General features: G+C 71.4%; 25 protein-coding genes and 1 pseudogene. 18 read left to right on the top strand and 8 right to left on the bottom strand.

The window, feature by feature from the left end; genetic code table 11:
* Positions 1 to 58: 58 nt before the first annotated feature.
* Positions 59 to 1,156, top strand: coding sequence for a UDP-N-acetylmuramate dehydrogenase (locus tag T398_RS16780; RefSeq protein WP_496448046.1), 1,098 nt, complete (start codon positions 59 to 61; stop codon positions 1,154 to 1,156).
* An 81-nt stretch (positions 1,157 to 1,237) separates the two neighbouring features.
* On the opposite strand, the gene T398_RS16775 is transcribed toward T398_RS16780, so the two are convergent.
* Positions 1,238 to 2,035 carry a class I SAM-dependent methyltransferase gene (locus tag T398_RS16775; RefSeq protein WP_496448063.1) on the bottom strand — a complete coding sequence of 266 codons (798 nt, stop codon included), beginning with the start codon at positions 2,033 to 2,035 and terminating at the stop codon, positions 1,238 to 1,240.
* Positions 2,036 to 2,040: 5 nt separating this feature from the next.
* Positions 2,041 to 2,805 carry an SDR family NAD(P)-dependent oxidoreductase gene (locus T398_RS16770; RefSeq protein ID WP_496448045.1) on the bottom strand — a complete coding sequence of 255 codons (765 nt, stop codon included), beginning with the start codon at positions 2,803 to 2,805 and terminating at the stop codon, positions 2,041 to 2,043.
* A 167-nt stretch (positions 2,806 to 2,972) separates the two neighbouring features.
* Here T398_RS16770 and mshA point away from each other — a divergent pair, with 167 nt between their 5' ends.
* From mshA to T398_RS16755, 3 genes are all read left to right on the top strand, one after another.
* Positions 2,973 to 4,319, top strand: coding sequence for a D-inositol-3-phosphate glycosyltransferase (mshA, locus tag T398_RS16765; RefSeq protein ID WP_496448044.1), 1,347 nt, complete (start codon positions 2,973 to 2,975; stop codon positions 4,317 to 4,319).
* An 83-nt stretch (positions 4,320 to 4,402) separates the two neighbouring features.
* Positions 4,403 to 5,029 carry a type III secretion system chaperone family protein gene (locus T398_RS16760; RefSeq protein ID WP_496448043.1) on the top strand — a complete coding sequence of 209 codons (627 nt, stop codon included), beginning with the start codon at positions 4,403 to 4,405 and terminating at the stop codon, positions 5,027 to 5,029.
* Positions 5,030 to 5,104: 75 nt separating this feature from the next.
* Complete coding sequence (locus T398_RS16755; protein ID WP_496448041.1) at positions 5,105 to 5,767, top strand: hypothetical protein; 663 nt, start codon at positions 5,105 to 5,107, stop codon at positions 5,765 to 5,767.
* 428 nt (positions 5,768 to 6,195) lie between these two features.
* On the opposite strand, the gene T398_RS16750 is transcribed toward T398_RS16755, so the two are convergent.
* Entirely contained in the window at positions 6,196 to 7,458 is a 1,263-nt protein-coding gene (locus tag T398_RS16750; RefSeq protein WP_496448039.1) for an MDR family MFS transporter, read from the bottom strand.
* Between the two features lie 176 nt (positions 7,459 to 7,634).
* On the opposite strand from T398_RS16750, the gene T398_RS16745 reads away from it, so the two are divergent.
* The 3 genes from T398_RS16745 (at position 7,635) to T398_RS16735 (ending at position 10,537) form a co-directional block, all read left to right on the top strand.
* The gene (locus T398_RS16745) at positions 7,635 to 8,402 is read left to right on the top strand and encodes a phosphoglyceromutase (RefSeq protein WP_026322589.1); all 768 of its coding nucleotides are present in this window, start codon (positions 7,635 to 7,637) and stop codon (positions 8,400 to 8,402) included.
* A 147-nt stretch (positions 8,403 to 8,549) separates the two neighbouring features.
* On the top strand, positions 8,550 to 9,833 hold the full coding sequence (locus tag T398_RS16740) for a sensor histidine kinase (RefSeq protein WP_496448037.1): 1,284 nt from the start codon (positions 8,550 to 8,552) through the stop codon (positions 9,831 to 9,833).
* 20 nt (positions 9,834 to 9,853) lie between these two features.
* On the top strand, positions 9,854 to 10,537 hold the full coding sequence (locus tag T398_RS16735) for a response regulator (RefSeq protein ID WP_026322591.1): 684 nt from the start codon (positions 9,854 to 9,856) through the stop codon (positions 10,535 to 10,537).
* Positions 10,538 to 10,583: 46 nt separating this feature from the next.
* Here the strand turns inward: T398_RS16735 and T398_RS16730 are convergent, their stop codons facing one another.
* Complete coding sequence (locus T398_RS16730) at positions 10,584 to 11,381, bottom strand: DUF3109 family protein (RefSeq protein ID WP_496448034.1); 798 nt, start codon at positions 11,379 to 11,381, stop codon at positions 10,584 to 10,586.
* Positions 11,382 to 11,454: 73 nt separating this feature from the next.
* Here T398_RS16730 and T398_RS16725 point away from each other — a divergent pair, with 73 nt between their 5' ends.
* Both T398_RS16725 and T398_RS16720 read left to right on the top strand, forming a co-directional pair.
* Positions 11,455 to 12,399 carry a Ppx/GppA phosphatase family protein gene (locus tag T398_RS16725; RefSeq protein WP_496448033.1) on the top strand — a complete coding sequence of 315 codons (945 nt, stop codon included), beginning with the start codon at positions 11,455 to 11,457 and terminating at the stop codon, positions 12,397 to 12,399.
* Between the two features lie 75 nt (positions 12,400 to 12,474).
* Positions 12,475 to 13,323, top strand: coding sequence for a sugar phosphate isomerase/epimerase family protein (locus tag T398_RS16720; protein WP_496448032.1), 849 nt, complete (start codon positions 12,475 to 12,477; stop codon positions 13,321 to 13,323).
* 32 nt (positions 13,324 to 13,355) lie between these two features.
* Here the strand turns inward: T398_RS16720 and T398_RS16715 are convergent, their stop codons facing one another.
* Positions 13,356 to 13,943, bottom strand: coding sequence for a CGNR zinc finger domain-containing protein (locus T398_RS16715; protein ID WP_496448030.1), 588 nt, complete (start codon positions 13,941 to 13,943; stop codon positions 13,356 to 13,358).
* A gap of 99 nt (positions 13,944 to 14,042) precedes the next feature.
* Between T398_RS16715 and T398_RS16710 the strand changes: the two genes are divergently transcribed.
* The 7 genes and pseudogenes from T398_RS16710 to T398_RS16680 all read left to right on the top strand — a co-directional run bounded on the left by T398_RS16710 (position 14,043) and on the right by T398_RS16680 (position 19,331).
* On the top strand, positions 14,043 to 14,960 hold the full coding sequence (locus T398_RS16710; RefSeq protein ID WP_496448028.1) for a proline dehydrogenase family protein: 918 nt from the start codon (positions 14,043 to 14,045) through the stop codon (positions 14,958 to 14,960).
* Between the two features lie 55 nt (positions 14,961 to 15,015).
* A pseudogene (locus T398_RS16705) lies at positions 15,016 to 15,168 on the top strand (ABC transporter ATP-binding protein); the annotation flags it as partial.
* A gap of 236 nt (positions 15,169 to 15,404) precedes the next feature.
* Positions 15,405 to 15,614: a helix-turn-helix domain-containing protein gene (locus tag T398_RS16700; protein ID WP_018221542.1), complete on the top strand. Its 210-nt coding sequence runs from the start codon at positions 15,405 to 15,407 to the stop codon at positions 15,612 to 15,614.
* Positions 15,615 to 15,816: 202 nt separating this feature from the next.
* A complete protein-coding gene (locus tag T398_RS16695) occupies positions 15,817 to 15,918 on the top strand; it encodes a 30S ribosomal protein bS22 (RefSeq protein ID WP_007465623.1) in 102 nt (33 codons plus the stop codon).
* Positions 15,919 to 16,038: 120 nt separating this feature from the next.
* Positions 16,039 to 17,115, top strand: a complete 1,077-nt coding sequence (locus T398_RS16690; RefSeq protein ID WP_496448026.1) for an NAD-dependent epimerase/dehydratase family protein — start codon at positions 16,039 to 16,041, stop codon at positions 17,113 to 17,115.
* The gene (locus T398_RS16685) at positions 17,112 to 17,984 is read left to right on the top strand and encodes a lysophospholipid acyltransferase family protein (protein ID WP_496448024.1); all 873 of its coding nucleotides are present in this window, start codon (positions 17,112 to 17,114) and stop codon (positions 17,982 to 17,984) included. Before T398_RS16690 ends, T398_RS16685 begins: the two co-directional genes overlap by 4 nt.
* A 78-nt stretch (positions 17,985 to 18,062) precedes the next feature.
* Positions 18,063 to 19,331 (top strand): MFS transporter, encoded by a 1,269-nt coding sequence (locus T398_RS16680; protein WP_496448022.1) that lies wholly within the window; start codon positions 18,063 to 18,065, stop codon positions 19,329 to 19,331.
* A 27-nt stretch (positions 19,332 to 19,358) separates the two neighbouring features.
* Here the strand turns inward: T398_RS16680 and T398_RS16675 are convergent, their stop codons facing one another.
* The 3 genes from T398_RS16675 to T398_RS16665 all read right to left on the bottom strand — a co-directional run bounded on the left by T398_RS16675 (position 19,359) and on the right by T398_RS16665 (position 22,475).
* The gene (locus T398_RS16675; RefSeq protein ID WP_496448020.1) at positions 19,359 to 20,231 is read right to left on the bottom strand and encodes an HAD family hydrolase; all 873 of its coding nucleotides are present in this window, start codon (positions 20,229 to 20,231) and stop codon (positions 19,359 to 19,361) included.
* Between the two features lie 161 nt (positions 20,232 to 20,392).
* Positions 20,393 to 21,277, bottom strand: coding sequence for a DUF5667 domain-containing protein (locus tag T398_RS16670; protein WP_496448018.1), 885 nt, complete (start codon positions 21,275 to 21,277; stop codon positions 20,393 to 20,395).
* Between the two features lie 262 nt (positions 21,278 to 21,539).
* Positions 21,540 to 22,475 carry an ECF subfamily RNA polymerase sigma factor, BldN family gene (locus tag T398_RS16665; RefSeq protein ID WP_496448016.1) on the bottom strand — a complete coding sequence of 312 codons (936 nt, stop codon included), beginning with the start codon at positions 22,473 to 22,475 and terminating at the stop codon, positions 21,540 to 21,542.
* Between the two features lie 783 nt (positions 22,476 to 23,258).
* Here T398_RS16665 and T398_RS16660 point away from each other — a divergent pair.
* Together T398_RS16660 and T398_RS16655 are read left to right on the top strand one after the other, a co-directional pair.
* A complete protein-coding gene (locus T398_RS16660) occupies positions 23,259 to 23,510 on the top strand; it encodes a glutaredoxin family protein (protein ID WP_018733772.1) in 252 nt (83 codons plus the stop codon).
* Between the two features lie 22 nt (positions 23,511 to 23,532).
* A complete protein-coding gene (locus T398_RS16655) occupies positions 23,533 to 24,180 on the top strand; it encodes an HAD family hydrolase (RefSeq protein ID WP_496448015.1) in 648 nt (215 codons plus the stop codon).

Raw genomic sequence — 24,180 nt, 5'->3', positions numbered from 1 at the left:
CCTCCCGGGGGTGACCGGGCCACCAGTGGGTGCCACGGCTACCCCTCAGCTTAGGGTGATGAGCGTGGCAGAGGTTCTCCAGTCGACATCCGGCACCCAACACGACGCCGAGTGTCACTTGTCGCGATACACGACACTGCGCCTCGGCGGCTGGGCGACCCGCGTGGTCACCGCCACCAGCGCGGACGACCTCGTCCGCGGGGTGCGGGAGGCCGGGGAGCGCGGCGAGCAGATCCTGGTCCTCGCCGGGGGCAGCAACGTGGTGATCGGCGACGCGGGCTTCCCGGGGACAGTGGTGTTGGTCCGGTCCCGGGGGCTGCAGGTCGTGGAGTCCGACCCCGACACCGTCACGGTGCGGGTCGAGGCCGGCGAGCCCTGGGACGACCTGGTCGCCCGCACCGTGGCCAACGGGTGGTCCGGCCTGGAGTGCCTGTCCGGGATACCCGGCTCCACCGGCGCGACGCCGATCCAGAACGTCGGCGCGTACGGGCAGGATGTCGCCGAGACCATCACCGGGGTGCAGGTGTACGACCGGGAGGCCGGCACCACCGGTCGGATCGAGGCCCGCGACTGCGGGTTCAATTACCGGTCCAGCATCTTCAAGTACAGCGACCGGTGGGTGGTGCTGTCGGTCGACTTCCGTCTCGCCCGGTCGCCGCTGTCCGGCCCGGTTCGCTACGCCGAACTCGCCCGGGCGCTCGACGTGGCGGTCGGTGACCGGGTACCACTGGCGAAGGCCCGGGCTGCCGTGCTGCGGCTGCGCGCGGGCAAGGGCATGGTGCTCGACCCGAACGATCCGGATACCTGGTCGGTGGGCTCGTTCTTCACCAATCCCGTGCTGGACCGGGCCGACTACGAGCGGCTGCGGGACCGGGCCGGCGAGCTCGGCGAGCCGCCGTCCTGGCCCGGTGCCGACGGCACGGTGAAGGTCAGTGCCGCCTGGTTGATCGACAAGGCCGGCTTCGGCAGGGGCCACCCGGGCCCGGAAGGCGTCGTCACCATCTCCACCAAGCACACCCTGGCGCTGACCCACCGCTCCGGCACCGCCCGGACCGAGGACCTGGTGCGCCTGGCCCGCGAGATTCGCCACGGCGTGCAGGCCCGCTTCGACGTGACCCTGCACCCCGAACCAGTCCTGATCAACTGCGCCCTCTGATCCGGCCGGGGCAGCGGTCAGCGGGGGAGTGTCGCCACCCAGCGACGGCCCGCGGGGCACCACCGCCGCTTAGTCGCCGGGTCAGCGGGGAGCCACCGCCGCCCAGTCAACGGTGACCAGGCCCTGGCGCCAGCGCCGGGGCTGGTACGCCAGCGGCCAGCCCGCGGCGCGGACGGCGGCCACCGTACGCAGCCAGCGGTGGCGGGGACCGAAGGGAGCGTAGGGGGCGGCTGCCCGCCAGGCGTTCTCCAGGGCCTGGAGCAGGGCGTGGATCGGTTCCCCCGCGATGTTGCGGTGGATCAGGGCTTTGGGGAGCCGTTCGGCGAGCCGGGCCGGGCTTTCCAGGGTGGCCAGCCGGGCACCCAGGGTCAGGGTGCGGGGGCCGCCCTCGTCGAGCAGCACCCATCCGCCGAGCCGCCCCAACTCGTCGCAGGTCCCCTCGACCAGCAGTCCGCCCGGGGCGAGCGCGCCGGTCATCGTCGCCCAGGCGCCCGCCACCGCACCCTCGTCGTACTGGCGTAACACGTTGAAGGCGCGGACCAGGGCGGGGCGGAGCCCGGCCAGCTCGAAGCCGCCCCGGGCGAAGGTGAGCCCTGGTGGGTCGGCGACCGGTTGGGCGGCGGCGACCCGGACCGGGTCGATCTCCAGCCCGACCACGCGTACGTCGGGGCGGACCGCATGGGCCAGTCGGGAGCGCAGCTCGACGGCGGTGACCCCGGTGGCGCCGTAGCCCAGGTCCACCACGAGCGGGTCCGCTGCCGTACGCAGCACGTCCCCGCAGGTGGTGGCGATCCAGTTGTCCACCCGGCGCAGCCGGTTGGGGTTCGTCGTCCCGCGGGTCACGACGCCGAGCGGACGTCGTGCCGGCACCGCCACCACCTGGTTCAACCGGCCCGGTGGACCTTGTGCTGCGCGGCCTGCGCCAACGGCCGGACCACCAGCCGGTCCACGTTCACGTGTTGCGGGCGGGTCGCGCACCAGGCGACACAGTCGGCCACGTCGTCGGCGACCAGCGGCTCGGACACCCCGGCGTAGACGGCGTCCGCCCGGTCGGCGTCCCCGCCGAAGCGGACCAGCGAGAACTCTTCGGTCCGTACCATCCCGGGGTCGATCTCGACGACCCGAACCGGCCGGCCGCACAGCTCCAGCCGCAGGGTGCCCGCGACCGCGGTTTGCGCGTGTTTGGCGGCGGCGTAGCCGCCCCCACCCTCGTACACGGTGAAGCCGGCGGTTGACGACACCACGACGATCGTGCCGGCTCCGGAGGAGACCAATGCCGGCAGGAGCGCCTGGGTGACCCGCAGCGTGCCCAGGACGTTCACGTCGTACATCCACTGCCAGTCACCGACCGCGCCGGTCTCCACCGGGTCCAGGCCGCGTGCTCCCCCGGCGTTGTTGACCAGCAGGGTGACCGGACCGGGGGCGGCCGCCGCCGCGGCGGCGAGGCGGGCCACCGACTCGTCCGAGGTCACATCGCAGCCGACCGCGGTGGCCGAGCCCCCGTCGGCTTCGACCTCCCGGACCAGGTCGGCGAGGCGGTCGGTACGCCGGGCGGCGGCCAGCACGTGGAACCCCTCGGCGGCGAGGCGGCGGACGGTGGCGGCCCCGATCCCGCTGGATGCCCCGGTGACGACGGCGACGGAAGTCATCCGCCCATTCTGACCCCGCGCCCGAGCACGGGGGCGATGAGGTCCGTCACGCCCGGGGATGGCCGGGAGGAATTACCGATCCCCGATCGGGAAGATGACACTCGGCGTGGAGGTTGACCGAGAAGCGCCGGTCGTGCGGGACGGCAACCGTGACAGAGGGAGCGGACGTGGCGGAACAGCACACCGGTGTCGGTCGTCAGCGAGGTGCCCGTCCGTGGCCCCGGCCCCGCCGGATCGCGACCCTCTCCGTGCACACGTCGCCGCTGCACCAGCCCGGCACGGGTGACGCGGGTGGGATGAACGTCTACATCCTGGAAGTCGCCCGGCGGTTGGCCGAGGCCAACGTGGAGGTCGAGATCTTCACCCGGTCAACCGCCGCCGACCTGCCGCCGGTGGTCGAGATGGTGCCGGGCGTGCACGTCCGGCACATCATCGCCGGACCGTTGGGTGGGCTGACCAAGGAGGAGCTGCCCGGCCAGCTCTGCGCGTTCACCGCGGGGGTGCTGCGGGCCGAGGCCGCCCGGGCCGCGGGGCACTACGACCTCATCCACTCGCACTACTGGCTCTCCGGGCAGGTCGGCTGGCTGGCCAAGGACCGTTGGGGGGTTCCGCTGGTGCACACCGCGCACACCCTTGCCAAGGTCAAGAACGCGCAGCTCGCCGCCGGGGACCGGCCGGAACCCAAGGCCCGGGTGATCGGTGAGGAGCAGGTGGTGGCCGAGGCCGATCGGCTGGTCGCCAACACCAAGACCGAGGCCGGTGAGCTGATCGAGCGGTACGACGCCGACCCGACCCGGGTCGAGGTGGTCGAGCCGGGGGTGGACCTGGACCGGTTCTGCCCCCCAGCCGGTGATCGGGCCCGGGCGCAGGTCCTCGCCCGTCGTCGGCTGGGCCTGCCCGAGCGTGGGTACGTGGTGGCCTTTGTCGGCCGGATCCAGCCGCTCAAGGCACCCGACGTGCTGATCCGCGCGGCGGCGGCGCTGCGCCAGCGGGACCCGGCGCTCGCCGACGACATGACGGTGGTGGTCTGCGGTGGCCCCAGCGGCAGCGGGCTCGAGCGGCCGACTCGCCTGATCGAACTGGCCGTCGAGTTGGGGATCGCCGATCGGGTTCGGTTTCTGCCGCCGCAGACCGGCGACGACCTGCCGGCCCTGTACCGGGCGGCCGACCTGGTGGCGGTCCCGTCCTACAACGAGAGCTTCGGACTGGTCGCGTTGGAGGCGCAGGCCTGCGGCACGCCGGTGGTGGCGGCCGCCGTCGGCGGTTTGATCACCGCGGTACGTGACGATGTCAGCGGGGTCCTGGTGGAGGGCCACGACCCGGTCGCGTGGGCCCGTTCGCTGGGTCGCCTGCTGCCGGACGTCGGGCGGCGCGCGACCCTGGCCCATGGCGCGCAACGCCACGCCCGCAGCTTCTCCTGGGATCGGACGGTGCGCGACCTGCTGGAGGTCTACGGCGAGGCCGTCGCCGAGTACCAAACCCGATCGTCTGACTTCGCCACCTGTGCCCGGTGAGGACCGCCACCGATCGCCAGCGACGGACGGAGGCCGGACCGGCGTGGGCCGTGGCGGGGCGGGAGCGGTCGTAGAGTGGGGCGGTGAACGGGAGAAGCGAGCTCGGGGCGTTGATCGAGTCGGTCTGCGCGGAGCGGGACCTGGCCTGGGAGGCGACCGGCCCGAACTCGTACGCGGTGACCCTGCCGGGCACCCACAAGCTGCGGACGATCTGCAACCTGATCATCGGCGAGTACGCGCTGCGGGTCGAGGCGTTCGTGATGCGCCAGCCCGACGAGCGCCGCGAGGAGTTGTGGGCGTGGCTGCTGCAGCGCAACGCCCGGATGTACGGGGTGTCGTTCTCCATCGACGCGGTCGGTGACGTCTACCTGACCGGTCGGGTGAATTCGGCGGGCGTGGACGCCGACGAGTTGGATCGGCTCTTCGGGTCGGTGCTCACGTACGCCGACGAGTCCTTCGACACGATGCTGGAGATCGGCTTCGGTAGTTCGATCCGGCGGGAGTGGGAGTGGCGGGTCAGGCGGGGCGAGTCGACCGCCAACCTCGCGGCCTTCGCCCACCTGGTCGCGCCGGCTGACGGCGGGTCCGCGCCGGCTGACGGCGGGTCCGCGCCGACGGCCGGGGCGTCTGCTGCCGACAACCCGGGCGCGGCCGGGACGCCTGTTGCCGGGAACCCGACCGCTGCCCGTGGGGATTCGACGCTGTCCTGACGGGTACGCCCCGGTGTGCGGTGCGGTACCTGGGACCGGCCGCGCGCCGAGGACGGACTGGCGGAGGAGCGTTCCATGGCTCAGCGAAGCAGCGCAGGCCGCGGTGGTACGGCGACCCGGACCGCACGCCGGCCAGGAAACCAGACCCCGAACACGCCGGAGGTGTCCGAAGCCGCGATCTCCCGGATGCGGGTGGACGAGCTCCGGGGGCAGTTGCGCGAGCACGGCGTTTCCGGCACCTCCGCGCTGCGCAAGCCGGAGCTGGTGCGGACGCTGGTGAAGACCTTGCGGGCGGAGCGCCGATCGGGCGGGACGAAGGGGCCGGGCCGCCGGGCGGCGTCCGGCGGGCGGTCGACGGGTGGCGCCGCGGTGCGTACCGGGCCCCGTACCTCGCGGTCGGTGCGGTCCTCGCAGGTCATCGCCGCCCTGACCGATCGGCCGGAGCGTCCGGGCCGGAGCCTGGTCACCACGAACCACGAGGTGATCCGGCGGTGGGCGCGGGAGCGCAACGCGAAGCCGGCGACGATCCGGGGCACCGAGCGGGATGGCCGAGCCGGGGTGCTCACCTTCAACATGCCGGGGTATCGGCAGAGCCCGCGGGTGCGTGAAATCACATGGCAGGAATGGTTCCGGACTTTTGACCTGCGGAAGCTGAACTTGATCTATCAGGAGCGGCTGCGGGACGGCAGAATGAGCAACTTTTTCCGTACCGAGTCACCCGATCGGGAGGACGGATGAGTTGTTTGCCGGAGTTGCCGGCGGGTAGACCGCTGGTGGCCGGAGGGCGGGCCGGACCGCGGGGCAGCCGGTTTGTGACCGGTGAGACAGCCGGTCGATTTGTATCCGCATTCTGGGCGAACTAACTTTATTGCACCGTGCAACGCTCGGTTCCGTTCGGGGGAGCGGAGGATCAATCAGATCCGAGCATCGAGTGTGGCGCGGGGACGGGTGGAACAACACCGTTGGGGGACGGTGTCCACCTGTTGACCGGCGGCGTGAGCGGGCGCCGCTTACGGGGGTGAGTGTCGCCCGCCGCCGCCGGTCGTACATAGCGAAACGCTCACCGTGACGAACTCACGTTGGTCGTAGCAGTGAAACGCCCATCGTGACGAACTCGCGATGGGCGTTCGCGTATTCCGGTGGCCGCGGCACCCGGCTGCGGGAGCTCACCCCACCTCTGTGGTCTGCTGCTGCCCGACCGGGGTTGGCGGCGGTTGGTTGACTGCCCGCAGCGCGGCGGCCCGGCGCTCCCGGGCCGGTCCGGAGATCAGGTGTGCCGCCGCCACCAGTCCGCCGAGCAGGGCGCAGCCCAGCCAGAGTATGGCGTTGCCGGCCCCCTCCCGGACGAGCCCGCCGAGCACCGGTGCCGCGGCGCCGGCGATCTGCCAGGAGAGCGAGAAGACCCCCTGGTATCGACCGCGTAGCTCACTCGGGGAGAGCTCGGCGATCAGGGTGGCGTTGGACGGCGAGTTGAGCATCTCGCCGACGGTCCAGATCAGGACGGTCAGCCCGTAGAACCAGGCGGTCTCGGCGAACGCGGTCAGCCCGAACCCGGCCCCGAGTACCACCGCCGACAGCGCCAACACATGAGACCGGCTACGACCCCTGATCAACCGTGGTACGAGGAGCTGGCCCACCACGATCAGCACCCCGTTGAGTGCGATCACCGAGCCGTAGGTGGCGGGAGTCAGCCCCGAGTCGGCCATCGCGATCGGCAGCATCGAGATGTGCTGGAGCATGACTATCGCGGCGAAGAGGTTCAACGCCACGAACCCGAGGTAGATCCGGTCGGTCAGGATGGTGCGCAGCGCCCCGGTCGGGGCCTTCGGCCCGCCGGTGACGCCCACCGGTTGGCGGGTCTCGCCCACCTTGAGAAAGATGATCAGCGTCATGATCAGGGTGGTGACCGCGTCAACCACGAAGAGCAGCAGGTAGCCGGCCCCGGTCGCGAACCCCGCGAGGATCGCGGCGCAGGCGAAGCCGAGATTGAGTGCCCAGTAGTTCAGGCTGAAGGCACGCAGCCGGTCCTTCGCCGGCACCACGTCGATCATCATGGCGCCGAAGGCGGGCCGGGCGGCCTCGGCGAAGAGCCCGAGTAGGAGGGCGCCGACTGCGATGGACCAGATGCCCCGGGCGAAGCCGAGGGCGAGCATCATGCTCGCGGCGCCGAGGTGTGCGGTGAGCAGGGTGGGCCGGCGGCCCCACCGGTCTGCGAGCGTGCCACCGACGGTGGTGCCCACCGCGCCGCCGACTCCCCACAGCCCCAGGACCAGGCCGGCCTGGGCGGCGGAGAAGTCCCGCTCCTGGGTGAGGTAGATGGCGAGGAAGATGAGGATGAACGAGCCGAGCCGGTTGATCAGGGTGCCGGTCCAGAGGTACCAGAAGGAGCGGGGGAGGCCACCGGCCGTCTCGACTAACCAACCTCGCATCGTTCGCACCCAACGCCCCGCTTCCGTAATGATCAGTGTCCGCGCAACGCGTTACAAACTAGTGCTGGGGCGGAGCCGAGCGGAGGGTCGGGGTGGGCCCGCCGCCGCCCGGTTTCCGGTGCTGGTCAGCACCCCTTCCCGCGCGACGGTTAGGCCGGTGGGGGAGGATGGCCGACATGACTGCAAGTGAAGGGCCCACCATCGGGACGCTGGTCCTGCTGCGACACGGCGAGAGCGACTGGAACGCCAAGAACCTCTTCACCGGCTGGGTTGACGTGGACCTGACCGCCAAGGGAGAGGCCGAGGCGCGTCGTGGCGGCGAGCTGCTGCGGGAGCACAACCTGTCGCCGGACGTGGTGCACACCAGCCTGTTGCGCCGGGCGATCCGCACCGCGGAGCTGGCGCTGGACACCGCGGACCGGCACTGGATCGCGGTGCGTCGGTCATGGCGGCTCAACGAGCGCCACTACGGCGCCCTCCAGGGCAAGAACAAGAAGCAGACCCTCGACGAGTACGGCGAGGAGCAGTTCATGCGCTGGCGCCGCTCGTACGACTCGCCGCCGCCGCCGATCGCGGACGGGGACGAGTGGTCGCAGGTCGGTGACCCGCGCTACCGGCTGCTGCCGACCGAGCTGATGCCGCGGACGGAGTGCCTGAAGGACGTCGTCGAGCGGATGCTGCCGTACTGGTACGACTCGATCGTGCCGGACATCCTGGCTGGCCGGACCGTGTTGGTGGCGGCGCACGGCAACTCGCTGCGCGCATTGGTCAAGCATCTGGACCAGGTCAGCGACGAGGCCATCGCGAAGCTGAACATCCCGACCGGGATCCCGCTGCGGTACGACCTCGACCCGCAGCTGCGCCCGATGACGCTCGGCGGCACCTACCTGGACCCGGCGGCGGCGCAGGAAGCTGCTGCGGCGGTGGCGAACCAGGGCCGCTGACGCGGGTCGAGTGATCCCGCGGCGCCGGGTCCCGGAGGAAACGCCCTGGTGAACGGGGCCGGACGGGGCGGTGAATACCCGCGAAAGTGAGGATGTTTCGTCCTGGTCTGTTCGGGTGCTGGGTTAACCAGGACCTAGGATCGCCCGGTGGAGTGGGTAGTGGTGGTCGTCGCGGTGGCTGCGGGACTGGCGGTCGGTGTGCTGCTGACCCGGCTCGTCCTGGCACGCCGAGGTGGATCGACCGGGTTCGGGAGTCACCAGTCCGGCTCTCCTCGACTCGGTGGGAGGCACGCGATCAACGATGGTTCACCGTCCGGCCTCGGTCGCCGGACGATCGACTCCCTCCGGGTCGGCGTCGTGGTGCTCGCCGACGACGACGGTCCCGTCCTGGTCAATCCGGCAGCCCGGGCGATGGGGCTGCTCCGCGCTGGCGGCACGCCGGGCACGGTCGTTGCCCATCCGTTGATCCGGACCCTTGCGGGGCAGGTGCGGCGGACCGGCGTACGGCGAGAGATCCAGCTGGACCTGCCCCGGGGGAGCGACGGCGTCGCCGCGGAGAATCCGCTCGGCGTGCACCTGCGGGCGGTCGGCCTCGGCGGCGGCCACGTTGCCGTGGAAGCCGTTGACGTGACCGAGTCGCACCGGCTGGCCCGGGTCCGGCGAGACTTCGTGGCCAATGTGAGTCACGAGCTCAAGACCCCGATCGGGGCGCTCCAACTCCTCGCCGAGGCGTTGCTGGACGCGACCGAGCCGGTCGACGAGGAGGAGTCGGAGCTCTCCGAGGATCTGGTCGCCACTCGCCGGTTCGCCGAGCGGATCCGGCATGAGTCGACCCGGCTGGGTCGGTTGGTGCAGGAGTTGCTGGAGCTGACCCGGCTCCAGGGCGCAGACCCGCAGCCCGCGCCGGAGCCGGTCGCCGTGGACGGGGTGGTCGGCGAGGTGGTGGATCGGACCCGGACCGGTGCCAGTGCCCGCCGGATCGACGTGGTGGTGGACGGTGAGCGGGGACTGACGGTGTACGGCAGTGACACCCAGCTGGCCACCGCCGTGTCGAACCTGGTCGAGAACGCCATCAACTACTCGGGTGAGGACACTGCGGTCCGGATCACCGCCCGGCGCGACGACGAACACGTCACGATCTCCGTCACCGACCAGGGCATCGGGATCGGCCCGAGCGACGTGGACCGGATCTTCGAGCGTTTCTACCGGGCCGACCAGGCCCGATCCCGCGCGACCGGCGGTACCGGTCTCGGGCTCGCCATCGTCAAGCACATCGCCAGTAACCACGGCGGACGGGTGGAGGTCGCGAGCACTCCCGACGAGGGCTCGACGTTCACCCTCCGGCTCCCCGCCCGCCCCCCGGACGACCTTTTGGTGATACCGCCCTCGGCTGAGATCGAGGCCGAACCGGCCGAGTCCCAGCAGACGTGACAGTTGAAAGGAAACCTCCGTTGAGCCGCGTTCTGGTGGTCGAGGACGAGGAGTCGTTCTCCGATGCCCTGTCGTACATGCTCCGTAAGGAGGGCTTCGAGGTTTCGGTTGCTGCGACTGGCACCTCGGCCCTCACCGAGTTCGACCGGACCGGTGCCGACATCGTGCTGCTCGACCTGATGCTCCCCGAGATGTCCGGCACCGAGGTGTGTCGGCAGCTCCGGCAGCGGTCGCACGTGCCGATCATCATGGTCACCGCCCGGGACAGTGAGATCGACAAGGTGGTCGGGTTGGAGATCGGCGCCGACGACTACGTGACGAAGCCGTACTCGCCGCGGGAACTCGTCGCTCGGATCCGCGCGGTGCTGCGCCGCAAGAGCGTCGAGACGGTGGAGACCGGCGCGGCAACGTTGGCCGCGGGCCCGGTTCGGATGGACATCGAGCGGCACGTGGTCACGGTTGGCGGCGCCCCGGTGCAGCTGCCGTTGAAGGAGTTCGAGCTGCTGGAGTTGCTGCTGCGCAACGCCGGTCGGGTGCTCACCCGGGGCCAGCTGATCGATCGGGTCTGGGGGGCCGACTACGTCGGCGACACGAAGACCCTCGACGTGCACGTCAAGCGGCTGCGGTCCAAGGTCGAGCCGGAGCCGTCCGCTCCCCGTTACATCGTCACCGTGCGGGGCCTGGGCTACAAGTTCGAGCCGTGACCGGAGGTCCGCGCTGAGCCCCGGCCCGCGCCTGGGTGGTGCGTGGTCAGTCCGGGTCGGCCGGGTGCGGGGCGACCAGCCCGCGGCGGGCGCGGGCGGCACACAACGCGGCCAACTCGGTGTACGCGGGCGCACCGATCAGGGCGGTCAGCTCGGGGGCGTACGAGACGTACATCGGTTCGGCCGCCACGTGCGCGTCCCGGGACGAGGTGCACCACCAGTCCAGGTCGTGCCCGCCGGCGCCCCAGCCGCGGCGGTCGAACTCCCCGAGTGTGGAGAGCAGCACCTTGGTGCCGTCCGGGCGCTGGACCCATTCCTGTTCGCGGCGGACCGGCAGCTGCCAGCAGACATCCGGCTTGTACTCCAGCGGGTGGGCGCCGTCGCGGAGCGCCTGGGCGTGCAGGGCGCAGCCCGCCCCGCCGGGAAAGTCGGTGTCGTTGAGGAAGACGCAGGGGCCGTCGGGCCGGGTGGCCGTTCGTCGGCCGGGCGTCTTCTCGTCCACCGTGTCGGTCTCGGTCCAGTTCTGGAAGCCCCGCCGGTGGTGCTGCCAGGTCTCCGGGGTCAGCCGCTTGACCGCCGATCGGACCCGCTGTTCGTCGTCGGAGTCGGTGAAGAACGCGCCGTGTGAGCAGCAGCCGTCAGCGGGACGGTCGGCGTCGATGCCGTGACAGCCACGCCCGTAGACGCAGGTCCACCGGGATAGCAACCAGGTCAGGTCGGCCCGGATCAGGTGGGTGTCGTCGGCCGGGTCGCCGAATTCGATCCACTCCCGGGGGAAGCCCAGCGGGATCTCCCGGCCGCGTGGATCGTCCGGCCGGGTCCGGAGCTCGATCTGCCCGCTCACCTGACCAGCGTACGCGTCAGCGGATGGCTGGCCCAGCGCGCCGCGGCTGGGTGTTGCCTTTAGGGTTTGCCTCATGCGGCTGGGCGTCCTTGATGTTGGATCCAACACGGTGCATCTGCTGGTGGTGGACGCGCACCGGGGCGCACATCCCTGGCCGGCGCACTCCAAGAAGGCGGTGCTGCGACTGGCCGAGCAGATCGGCCCGGATGGCGCGCTCACCACCGCCGGTGCGGATTCCCTGGTGCGGGCGGTCGCGTCCGCGAAGGAGTCCGCGTTCGGGCTGGGCACCGACGATCTGATCGCGTTCGCCACCTCCGCGGTTCGGGACGCCACCAACTCGGTGGCGGTGTTGGCCCGGGTCCAGGCGGAGACCGGGGTTCGTCTGGAGGTCCTCACCGGCGCCGACGAGGCCCGGCTGACCTTTCTCGCGGTGCGCCGCTGGTTCGGCTGGTCGGCCGGACGGCTGCTGGTGCTCGACATCGGCGGGGGATCGCTGGAGATCGCCGCGGGCATCGACGAGGATCCGGACGCGGCGGTGTCGTTGCCGCTGGGCGCTGGCCGGCTCACCCGCCGCCAGCTCCGGGTCGCTGCGGGCAGTACCACCCTGCCCGGGGCCGAGCAGGTGGAGCGGCTGCGGGCGTACGTGGACGGCGAGCTCGACGCGGTGGCCGGGGAGCTGAACAAGGTGGGCTGGGAGCGCCCGGTCGCCACCTCGAAGACCTTCCGGACCCTGGCCCGCCTCGCGGGGGCGGCCCCCTCCGGGGCGGGCATCTGGGCCCGCCGTCGGCTTACTCGGTCCGGGCTACGGCAGGTGCTCGGGTTCATCCGGCACATTCCCCCGGCGCAGCTGGTCGAGCTGGGCGGGGTCAGCGCCGGCCGGGCGCATCAGCTGTTGGCCGGTGCGGTGGTCGCCGAGGCGGTGATGCGCCGGCTGGACATCAGAACCCTGGAGATCTGCCCGTGGGCGTTGCGGGAGGGGGTGATCCTGCGCCGCCTGGATCAGCTCGCACCGATGTGACACTTCCTCGACATCCGCGGTATTTGCTAAGGTTCATCCGGAAGATCCCTCTCGGTGCCCGCTACCCTCGATACCGTGCCCTCCCGAGTTCCGGTTCTCCTATCCACCTCGTCGGTCTTCCCCGAGCGGACCGCGGCGGCTTTTCAGCTGGCTGCGACGCTCGGCTACGACGGCGTCGAGGTGATGGTCTGGACCGATGCCGTCAGCCAGGATACGGACGCGCTCGCCGGACTGGCCAAGCACTACGGCGTGCCGGTGCTCGCCGTCCACGCCCCGTGCCTGCTGGTTACCCAGCGGGTGTGGAGCGCCGACCCGTGGGAGCGGTTGCGCCGTTCCGGTGAGCTGGCCGAGACGCTGGGCGCGCCGACCGTGGTGGTGCACCCCCCGTTCACCTGGCAGCGGGACTACGCCCGCAACTTCGTCGAGGGCCTGGCCGAGGTCGCCGGGCGGTTCAGCGGCATCAGCTTCCCGGTCGAGAACATGTATCCGGTGCGGATGGCGGGGCGGCAGTTCGTTCCGTACGCCCCGGGGTGGGACCCGACCGGGACGGGATACCCCACCTACACCCTTGACCTGTCGCACTGCGCCGCGTCCCACACCGACGCGCTGGAGCTGGCCGACCGGATGGGCGCCGGCCTGGCCCACGTTCACCTGGGCGATGGCACCGGTGAGGGGCGCGACGAGCATCTCGTCCCCGGGCGAGGGACCCAGCCCTGCGCCGAGCTACTGCGCTCGCTCGCCGGCCGAGGCTTCACCGGCTCGGTGGCGGTGGAGGTGTCAACCCGGCGGGCGAAGAGCCGCGCGGTCCGGGAGACGGACCTACGGGCGGCATTGGCCTTCGCCCGTCAGCACCTCGACCTCCCGGCCGCAACCCGCACCGGGCCGGAACCGACACGGCGGGGCGACCGGGAAGCCGATGCCTAGCCGGCGGAGCGTCCCCGGCGGAAGGCCGACGCTCAGCTGATCGCGGTCAGGTTGTCGGCCGGGGCGGTGGGCTGCGCCGCCACCGTGACCCGGTCGCGGATCGCGGCCCGCTTGCGGGCCCGGTGCGCCGCCACATGGGAGCGGGTGGCGCAGCGCTCCGAACAGAACCGCCGGCAGCAGTTCGACGAGGTGTCCAGATAGACGTTGCCGCACCGCTCGTCCGCACAGACCCCGAAGCGGGCGCTGCCGTATTCACAGAGCCACACCGACAGTCCCCAGACCGCACCGGCCAGGTACTCCGCACTCACCGAGGCGCCGCGGCTGGTGACGTGCATGTGCCAGTTACTGGAGTCATGCCCGGAGATGCGCGGCTGCACCGGATACGCCTCCAGCAGGGCGTTCAGCTCGGCGACCGCGTGCATGTCCCGTCCGGAGGTGCCGTACTCGAAGACGTCGCGAAGTCGCTTCTGTGCCCGTCGGAAGATGGTGAGATCTCGCTCCGACACCGCGTCCCGCATCCACGAGATGTCGTCGGGGAAGAGCGAACGGAGGGCGTCGAGGTCGTCCAGCCGGATATTGATCAAATCAACTCCGGTCCGGGCGTACGCGTCGAAGTTCACGTCACCCACCGTAGACGACTTCCTGGGCATCCGGCGTGTCGATGTAGCGCGATGTGACGGCACCGCCCTTTTGCTGCTATGAGCGCTACTCTTCGACCCATGCTTCGTACCGTCATTCTCGCTGCGGCCCGGTCATCGCGGTGCGAGCGGCTCGTCGCGACATCCCCTTTCACTCGGAACGTGGTGCACCGGTTCGTCGCCGGCCCCCGGCCCGAGGACGCGTTGCGGGTCACCCGCGCCCTCGTTGCCGACGGGCTCACGGTCACCCTCGACAACCTCGGTGAGGACACGGTCACCCCCGAGCAGGCCAGCGCCGTTCGCGACGAGTATGTGGACCTGCTGGCGGCGCTCGCCGCCGACGGGCTCACCCCCGCCGCGGAGGTGAGTGTCAAGCTCTCCGCACTCGGGCAGACCTTCGACGAGCAGCTCGCCTACGACAACGCCCGGGCGATCTGCGCTGCGGCCGAGGCCGGGGGCACCACGGTCACCCTCGACATGGAGGACCACACCACCACCGATTCCACCCTGGACATACTCGACAAGCTGCGCGCGGACTATCCGTCCACTGGGGCAGTGCTCCAGGCGTACCTGCGCCGGACCGAGTCCGACTGCCGGCAGCTGGCCGGCGCCGGTTCCCGGGTTCGGCTCTGTAAGGGCGCGTACCGGGAGCCCGAGTCGGTGGCCTACCAGTCCGCTCGGGACGTGGACCGGTCCTACGTACGCTGCCTGAGCATTCTGCTGGCCGGGACCGGCTACCCGATGCTCGCCACGCACGACCCCCGCCTGATCGCGATCGGCGAGGACCGGGCCCGCTGGTTCGACCGCGGGCCGGACCAGTTCGAGTTCCAGATGCTCTACGGCATCCGCTCCGCCGATCAGGCCCGCCTGATCGGTGACGGATACACCGTGCGCACGTACGTGCCGTACGGCGAGGAGTGGTTCGGCTATTTGATGCGTCGTCTGGCCGAGCGCCCCGCCAATCTGGGGTTTCTCGCCCACGCCCTGGTGGGCCGGTAGCCGAGCCTGGTGGGCCGGTAGCCGAGCCTGGTGGGCCGGTGGCCACGCCCGCGGCGGAGGTCATGATCTACCGGTGTCGGGCCCCGCCGAGCACCCTGACACACTGGTGCCCGCTCCCAGCACGGAGTCCCGGTCCGCGTCCGGAAGCGGCTCGGGGCGCTCGTCCGGTGGCACCGGTGGCGCCACCGGTGCCACCGGGCTCCGTGGAGTTCGACGTCCTCCGAGGCGCGCAGCTTCTCGTCGAAGCCGCCGAGGCCGAGCGGCGCCGCCAGGCGGCTGGGGCGGGCCCACCAGGACTCCGCTGGTGTGAATCAGTACGGTTTGTCCGAAGGGATCGCGCCGGTCACATCGGCCCCGTTACCGTACTGATAACACGCGCGTCGCCGGTCCGTCGGAAGCCCCGTCGGGATTGCACGCGCCGGGCATGGGATGGGTCGGTGAGCCATGGCCGGGTTGCGGTCCGACGGTCAGCTGTCGGGGGTCAGGTTCCTCACCGTCGCCGAGGTGGCGACGGTGATGCGGGTGTCAAAGATGACGGTCTACCGCCTGGTGCACAGCGGCGAGCTCGCCGCAGTCCGGGTCGGCCGGTCGTTTCGCGTCCCCGAGCACGCGGTGCACGAGTACCTGCGCGGCGCCTTCCAGGAAACCGCCTAAGTCGGCGTTCGCGGGCGGGAAGCGGCCGTGACGACCCGCATCGAGGGGCCGCGTTGGTCCTGCTAATGCCTCCCGGCTACCCTGGACCCGACCGTGACCACAGATGCGCTCCGCCGCCCGTCCCGCAGGTCCGGTCCGTTGTCCGCAAGCGGACGCCGGTGTCATCCGGTCCGCCCCGCACATTGCATCGAAAGGCTGTCGTATGGGCTCGGTGGTCAAGAAGCGCCGCAAGCGCATGGCTAAGAAGAAGCACCGCAAGCTGCTGCGCAAGACCCGCGTCCAGCGTCGCCGTCTCGGCAAGTGATGACGGTGCCGGGCTGGTCCCGGCACCGTCATCGCGTGCCAGCTGTCGACCCTCGGAGGCTTAGGTGTTCAAGCCGCGGATGTTCCGGCTCGATCCCGCCTGCCGGGGACGGTGTGCGGCATGACCCCCGGTGGCCCCTCCGGTGCCCCGGGGGTCGTTGTCGTGACCGGGGTGAGCCGCTACCTCGGCGCCCACGTCGCCGCGCGGCTCGCCGCCGACCCGCGGGTCGGGCGGGTTATCGGAGTCGATCCACCCACGGCGGGTGGGGAGCTCACCGACCTGCTCAACGGGGTCGAGCGGGTCCGGGTGGACGCTGGTTCGATCGGTGGCCTCCTCGCCGACCTCGACGTTGACGCCGTCGTGCACCTGGCCCTGGTCAGTGCTCCCGATCCACAGCACGGGGGCCGCGCGGCCATGAAGGAGCAGAACATCATCGGTACGATGCAGCTGCTCGCCGCCGCGCAGCACGCGCCCCGGCTGCGCAAGCTCGTCGTCCGCTCCTCGACCGCCGCCTACGGCGCGTCCTTCCGTGACCCGGCGGTCTTCACCGAGGAGACCGAGCCGCGGGAGGTACCGCGCGGTGGCTTCGGCCGGGACATCCTGGACATCGAGGGGTACGTGCGAGGTTTTCGCCGCCGCCGCCCCGACGTCACCGCCACCGTGCTGCGGTTCGCGCCGTTCATCGGCTCGACCGCCGACACCACGCTCACCCGCTACTTCGCCCAACCGCTGGTGCCCACCGTGTTCGGCCGCGACCCGCGGCTGCAGTTCCTGCACTTCGAGGACGCGCTGGAGGTGCTGCACCGCTCGGTCGTGCGGGACCATCCCGGCACCTACAACGTCGCCGGCTCCGGGGTGCTGGCGCTCTCCCAGGCCATTCGACGGGCCGGCCGGGTCGCGGTGCCGGTGCTGGAGCCGGGCCTCTCCGGGGCGGCCGCGCTGGCCCGTACGCTCGGCTTCGGTCGCTACGGGTTGGACCAGGTCGACCTCTTCGTGCACGGTCGGGTCGTGGACACCAGCCGGCTCCAGCGGGAGTACGGCTTCACCCCACGCTCGACCGCCGCCGCCTTCGACGACTTCATCCGCGCCCACCGCAACGGGATCGTGGTGACCCGGGAACGCCTCGCCGCCGCTGAGCAGCTGGTGCTCGACGGGGTCCGGCAGGTCCGCTCCGCCGCCGCCGGGGAGCGGTCGTGAGCGGCGGGCTGGTCTCCGAGCAGCCCGGCGACCACTGGGACCGGAAGGTGGCGAGCGGGCTGGCCTTTCTGCGCGGACGCCTCGCCGGTGACTATGAGGTGGACGAGTTCGGGTTCGACCCGCAGCTGACCGAATCCGTCTTTCACCCGCTGCTGCGGCTGCTCTACCGCGACTGGTTCCGCACCGAGGTCACCGGGCTGGAGCATGTGCCCGACGCGGGAGCCGGCCTCGTGGTGGGCAACCACTCCGGCACCGTGGCCCTGGACGCGCTGATTCTCTCGGCGGTGCTCCACGACCAGCACCCCCGGCACCGGTTTCTTCGCCTGCTCGGCGCGGACCTCGTCTTCCGGATGCCGGTGGTGTCGGCGGTCGCCCGCAAGGGCGGCGGCACGGTCGCCTGTAACCCGGACGCCGAGCGGCTGCTCGACTCCGGTGGGTTGGTCGGCGTCTTCCCCGAGGGCTTCAAGGGCGTCGGCAAGCTGTACGCGGAGCGCTACAAGCTGCAACGGTTCGGTCGGGGCGGCTTCGTCTCCGCGGCGTTGCGGACGGGAACCCCGATCGTGCCGGTGGCGATAGTCGGGGGCGAGGAGACCTACCCGATGCTCGCCGACGTGAAGCCCCTCGCCCGGCTGCTGAAGCTGCCGTACTTCCCGGTCACGCCGACCTTCCCCTGGCTCGGCCCGCTGGGTATGGTGCCGCTGCCGAGCAAATGGCTGATCGAGTTCTGCCCGCCGATCGCCACCGAGCACCTGACCGACTCGGCCGAGGACCCGCTGGTCGTGTTCAACCTCGCCGACCAGGTGCGGGAGACGATTCAGCAGACCCTGCACCGGCTGCTGGAGCAGCGGCCGGACCCGTTCGGCCCCTGACGGGGCGCCACCGGCGGCGAGCCGGCGGGCGGGCGGAATTCGGTTGCGATCGACCGGTGCCCTCGTACGGTGCTCGGTGTGCGGAGAGTCGTCGAGGCGGTCGCGCCAGCTCGGTTGGGTAGCGGGTTCCGTTGGTTGCTGGCCTCGTCGTGGGCGACGAACCTGAGCGACGGGATCGCGGTGGCGGCCGGGCCGCTGCTGGTGGCGTCGTTGACCACCAACCCGCTCCTGGTCGCGCTGGCGGCCCTGCTGCGCTGGGCACCGCAGCTGGTGTTCGGCCTCTGGGCCGGAGTGCTCTCCGACCGTCTCGACCGGCGGCGCATCGTGCTGGTGGCTAACGCGGTCCGAGTGGGCGCCCTCGGCGTGTTGGTCGGGGCGTTGGTGACCGACCGGGTGTCGGTGCCGGTGGTGCTGCTGACGCTGGCACTGCTCGCCGCCGCCGAGGTGTTCGTGGACAACACGACGGGGACGCTGACGCCGATGCTGGTGCGTCGGGAGGACCTGGCGGTCGCCAACGCCCGCGTCCTGGCCGGGGTCATCACGCTGAACAAACTGGCCGGCCCGGCGCTCGGGGCCGTGCTCTTCGCGGCCGGTCGGTCCTGGCCCTTCGCCACCAACACGGTTCTCCTCGCGGCCGGGCTGCTGTTGGTGTCCCGGGTGTCGCTGCCACCGCGGGAGCGGGAGTCGGCGGGTCAACACCGTGATCTGCGGCAGGACATCGTGGCCGGGTTCCGCTGGACCGTTCGTCATCCGGCCGTTCGTACGCTCTGCCTGACCGCCCTGGTCTTCAACATCACCTACGGCGCGGCCTGGTCCATCCTGGTGCTCTACGCCGAGGCGCGGCTCGGCCTCGGTGCCGTCGGTTTCGGCCTGATCAGTACGGCGATGGCGGCCGGCGGGCTACTCGCCACCGTCGGGTACGGCTGGCTCACCCGCCGGGTGAGCCTCGGGGACATCATGCGGGCCGGGCTGATCATCGAAACCCTCACCCACCTCGGTCTCGCCGTCACCACCTCGCCCTGGGTCGCCTCGGCGATCCTCTTCGGCTTCGGGGCGCACGCCTTTGCCTGGGGCACCACCGCCCTGACCATTCTGCAGCGGGCGGTTCCGATCTACTTTCAGGGTCGGGTCAACAGCATCTACACCATGAGCGGGTTCGGCGGGCTGGTGGTCGGCGCGGCGCTTGGCGGCCCGCTGGTCACCCTGCTCGGGATGACCGGTCCGTTCTGGTTCGCCTTCGCTGGCTCGGCGCTGCTCGTCGGGGGGCTGTGGCGCCAGTTCGGTCACCTCGCCCACGCCGACGAGCCGACGCCAACCCCGGTTCCGGCCGGATCAACCGCCCGGTGACGGCGACGGGAGCGCGGTGGTGGGGGATCATGGCCGGACGGATGAGCGGCGGCGGTGCCGCGCCAGCCCCGCGGTGACCGCTCCGGCGACCAGCCCGACGGCGGCGGTCGAGGGGACGGCGATCTTGACCGCCCGACGTCCGGTACGGAAGTCCCGTACCTCCCAGCCGCGCCGGCGGGCCTCGCGGAGCAGCGCGGAATCCGGGTTGACGGCGACCCCGCGGCCGGCCGCGGCGAGCATCGGTAGATCATTGGCGGAGTCGCTGTAGGCGGTGCAGCGGGACAGGTCCAGCCCTTCCGCCGCGGCGAGCCGGGTCACCGCCTCCGCCTTCGCGGGCCCGTGCATCAGGTCGCCGACCAGCCGCCCCGTGTACGCGCCGTCCACCACCTCGGCGACCGTTCCGATGGCACCGGTGAGCCCCAGCCGGGCGGCGATCACCCGGCCGATCTCCACCGGGGCGGCGCTGACCAACCAGACCCGTTGCCCGGCGTCGAGGTGACTCTGGGCGAGCTGGCGAGCGCCGGCCCAGATCCGGGGCGCCATCAGCTCGTCGAAGATCTCCTCGGCGAGGCGCTCCACCTCCTCCACCCGCCAGCCCTCGACGAACGCGAGCGCGGCCTCCTTGACCTGGGACATGTCGCCGACATGCTCGGTGGCGAGTACCCGGAACCGCAGCTGTTGCCAGGCGAATCGGAGTAGGTCGCTGGTGGTGACGTAGTTGCGCGCGGCGAGTCCGCGGGCGAACCAGTAGATCGAGGCTCCCTGCATCAGGGTGTTGTCCACGTCGAAGAAGGCAGCCGCGGCCCGATCCGGCGGCGGGGTCGGTGCAGCGTCGGCCGAACCTCCCCCGGAGCTGGGACCGCGGGTGTCGGTGCTTACCGGCACCTTCCGACTGGCCACGCGCGCCCCCTCCGTACGACCGGCGCACCGTGCGCCACCTGGCGAGGGTAGCCGGGTGGCGCACCGGGGCGGGACCGCAAGCAGGCAATCGACCCAGGTGTGCGGCGGGCCGGCGGTGGTCGTTGGCTCCGATGCGAAGCGGTGCCGGCCCGCCGTCGGTATCAGCCCTGGTCGGGGCAGTTCGCCGGAGTGGGGCCGAGGTCGTCGCTGCCGCTCGGCGCGGGCAGGCCACAGTCGATGGCGGCGCGCAGCGCGTCCGAGCGCCCAAGGGCGTCATCGAGGAGCGCGAGTGAGTGCCCGGTGCGGTCGCGGTCGGCGCGGGGCCGGTCGCCCACGAGCTCGCGGACCGCCGTCCGCTGCGCGGCGACGAAGGCGTCAACCACGTCCAGCGCGGTCCGGTCGGAAGCCTGCACTGCGGCGGTGGTGAGCAGGCGTACGCCCTGGCGGGTGTCGGCGTCCATATCGTCCAGGACCCCGCTGTAGCCGGCCCGGTCGTCGCGCAGTTGGGCCGCCTCGCTCAGGCGGGTCCGCGCGAAGTCCAGGAAGAGCTGCCCGCGACTGTGGTCCGAGCCGGTCAACGCGAGCTGAGCACGCTCGGTCGACCGCTTCATCCCGTACAGCGCGTCGCCCGGCACCGCGTTCTCACTGGCCGCGGAGATGCCGGAGACGGCGATGGCGCCGGTCGCGACGCCGATCAGGATCGCGCCGCGGGCCCGGGCTCGCCGCGCGGTGACGGCGGGGAGGGGGAAGGAGCGGTGTGGCGTCGGGCGGTTTTCCGTCTGGTCGGTGGTGGCCGCCGGGGCGGGTCGGCCGAGGCCCTCGCGTTCGGCGGTGGCCAGCAGCATCGCCCGTAGGCCGGTCCGGAACTCGGCACTGACCTCGACCGTCGGGGCGGCGGCACCGAGTTGCTGTCCGACCGCGACGAGGTCCGTGAGCTCTTCGTCGATTCGGGATCGGACGTGGTGTCGTCGACCGCCGTTTGCTTCGTCGAGTAGTTGCGCGAAGCGCTCGGCGCGCCGACGGGAGAAAAAGAGGTCGCTGTTCACCGCTGGCACCTCCCTCGCTGGGCGCGGCCGGTCGGCCGCGATCGTCACCGACGACCGAGGACGGTGGGCGTCGCGGGAGGCTCGGGGCCGGCAGTGGAGCCGGACTCGAGAAACCCGGGGGACGCCGGGACTGCATCGGTCGCACCCGGATGAACGCGCCGCGCCGGGTCGGGGTTACGGGGCCAGCGGCGGAGAAAGCACGGAAAGTGACCGATTTCATCGGAGTTTGATCTCCCCGGCTTCGCCGCCGCTGCCAGCGTGGCTATGCCCGGAAGCCGTCCGGGAGCAGCCGGGCGAGGGCCCGAACCGCCCGGTACTGCAGGGCCTTGATGGCGCCCTCGTTCTTGCCCATGGCCCGCGCCGTCTCCGCCACCGAGAAACCTTGGAGGAAGCGGAGCACGATGCACTCCTGCTGTTCCGGGTTGAGCTGCTTGACCGCGCCGAGCAGGGTGACGTTGGTGATGTGTTCGACCACGGCCGCCTCCGGGCTGCCTTCCGGCCCCCGGTCTTCGCGTTCGGCGTCGAGGACGTCGCCGGTGGTCACCTCGAGCCGGTAGCGGCCGGACTTGAAGTGGTCCGCCACCAGGTTGCGGGCGATCGTCACCAGCCACGCCCCGAGGTCTCGGCCCTGCCAGGTGAAGCTGCCGATTCGCTTCAGCGCCCGGAGGAAGGTGTCGGAGGTGAGGTCCTCTGCCAGCTGGCGGTTGCCGACCCGGAAGTAGACGAACCGGAAGACGGTGTCCACGTACCGGTCGTAGATCAGGCCGAAGGCCTCGGCCTCCCCGGCCTGTGCGCGCTCGACCAGCGTCCAGATCTCGATCGCCGGGTCGGACGGGTCCGGACGGCTCGGAAAGCCGGTGGCGGGTGTGCTGGCGGGCAGTGCGGGCAGTACCGCCGTGTCGGTGCCGGCGGAGTCGGTGCTGGCGGGTGGGTCGGTACTCCGGCGGCCCTGTACGGGCATGGCCGGCCGGGCTGGCGAGGCGACCCGGGCCTCGATCGGTTTGGCGTTCGCGCCCGGTGTCCCGCTCCGGGCGGGGGTTTCGTTGGGGTGCGGACGGCTGCGTACCCCGTTGTCGCTCCAGGCGGCGAGCCGGCCGTCATCCCGGGGCCCGCGGGGTGCCAGCCGTTCATTCGTCGCGGATCGAGCGGGCGGGTCACCCAGGCCGATTGGCCGCTGCGCGTAGCCGAAGGTCGTCATCGGGGCACCTCCGTCCCGCGGCCCCGGTCCCCGGCGAGTTGGGGTCGGTCGGGCACGCATGGTGTGGCTAGGGGGTTTGCCGGCGCGCGGCAGCTCCCCTTGAGGTGCTGGTCCAATGCGCTGTCGGGCACGGGGGCCTCCTCGGGCTGAGGGGTTGTCGACTCACGGAAAACGGGGTGAGTCGACCCGAGTGATGATAGGGGTCAACGTCACCCGCGCGTGGCAAGTCCGTTACACAGGGCCAAAGTATTTCCGGTCGTGTCGCACTGCTGCCGGACCAGTTGTCCGTCGTGTGCGGTTGACTTTCGGATTCCTCAGTGTTTGGGGGAGACGCCCAGGTGGGTCGGGGTGTGGATGGTCGCGGCATGGTGGGTGCCGGCCGGCCGGAGGGGACGAGACGGCGGCAGCGGTCGCCTGCGGTGGCAGGTGGAGAGTGCCTTTGCGCTCACGGCAGGTGACGGTTCAGTCCCATGGGTAGGACGGGCCGAGAGAGGTCGCACCGCCCGGCGCGCCGCCGATGGACGCGCCGTGCGCGCTCTTTCGGCGCCGGTGCGGGCGGTCGTTGCCCGCTGTGCCAGACTCGACGGTTGGGCAGGAGGTGGCCGGCGCCGGTGCGAACGCTTCCGCGCGTGCGGGGAAGCTGGTGCCTGCCGGATCACCGAGGTGTGGCGCAGGGCGGTACTGGGTGTGCCGCATCCCGCCAACGGCGAAACTGTCCACGCGTACGCGCCGCTAGACCCTGCTCCGGTCGTCGGGCCGGGGCCGTCCCCACGGAGGAGACCGATGCGTGAACCCCGCCTCACCCTGCTCACCCGGCCTGGTTGCCACCTCTGCGAAGACGCGAAGGCGGCGCTGGAACGGGTGGTGTCGGTCACCAACGACCGGTGGGTGGAGAAGGATGTCACCGACGATGCGGAGCTGGAGCGCGAGTACGGGGACCGGCTGCCGGTGGTGCTGCTCGACGGCAAGGAGCACGGTTACTGGCGGGTCGAGGAGGAGCGGTTGCTCCGCGATCTGACCACTCCGCAGCTCTGAGGCCGCCAGGTAGGGTGCGGCGATGAGTTCTGCGCACCCGCACCTGGTCTGGGACTGGAACGGAACCCTGCTCAACGATCTGGATCTGATCGTGGCATCCACCAATGTCGCCTTCGCCAGCGTCGGTGGGCCGGCGGTGACCGCCGACGAGCATCGGGTGCGGTTTCGTCGACCGATCGCCGACTACTACGCCGAGGTGCTCGGGCAGGCCGTGGACGAGGCGGCGTTCGGCCAGCTGGACAAGATCTTCCACGAGGCGTACCTGGACGGGTTGACCACCTGCGGGCTGGCGCATGACGCGGTGGATGCGATTTCGTCCTGGCCCGGAAGCCAGTCGTTGTTGTCCATGTGGTTCCACGAGGATCTGGTGCCGACCGTGCAGACCTACGGACTGACCAGGCACTTCCTGCGGGTGGACGGGCTCCGGACCGAGGTGGGTGGGGACCGGAAGGCCGAGTCACTGACCCGGCACCTGGCCGAGCTGGGGCGGGACGGCCGGGACGTGGTGCTGATCGGCGACTCGCTCGACGACGCGGAAGCGGCCCGATCGGTCGGTGGCCGCGCGGTCCTCTACGCCGGGGGTCTCACCGACCCCGCCCGGCTGCGGGCCTCCGGCCATCCGGTCGCGGAGACCCTCACCGAGGCGGTCGCGCTGGCCCACCCGTATTGA

It is taken from the genome of Salinispora goodfellowii (assembly GCF_059570675.1).
Note: the sequence above shows the minus strand (reverse complement) of the source record. Positions and strands in the feature narration are given on the sequence as shown.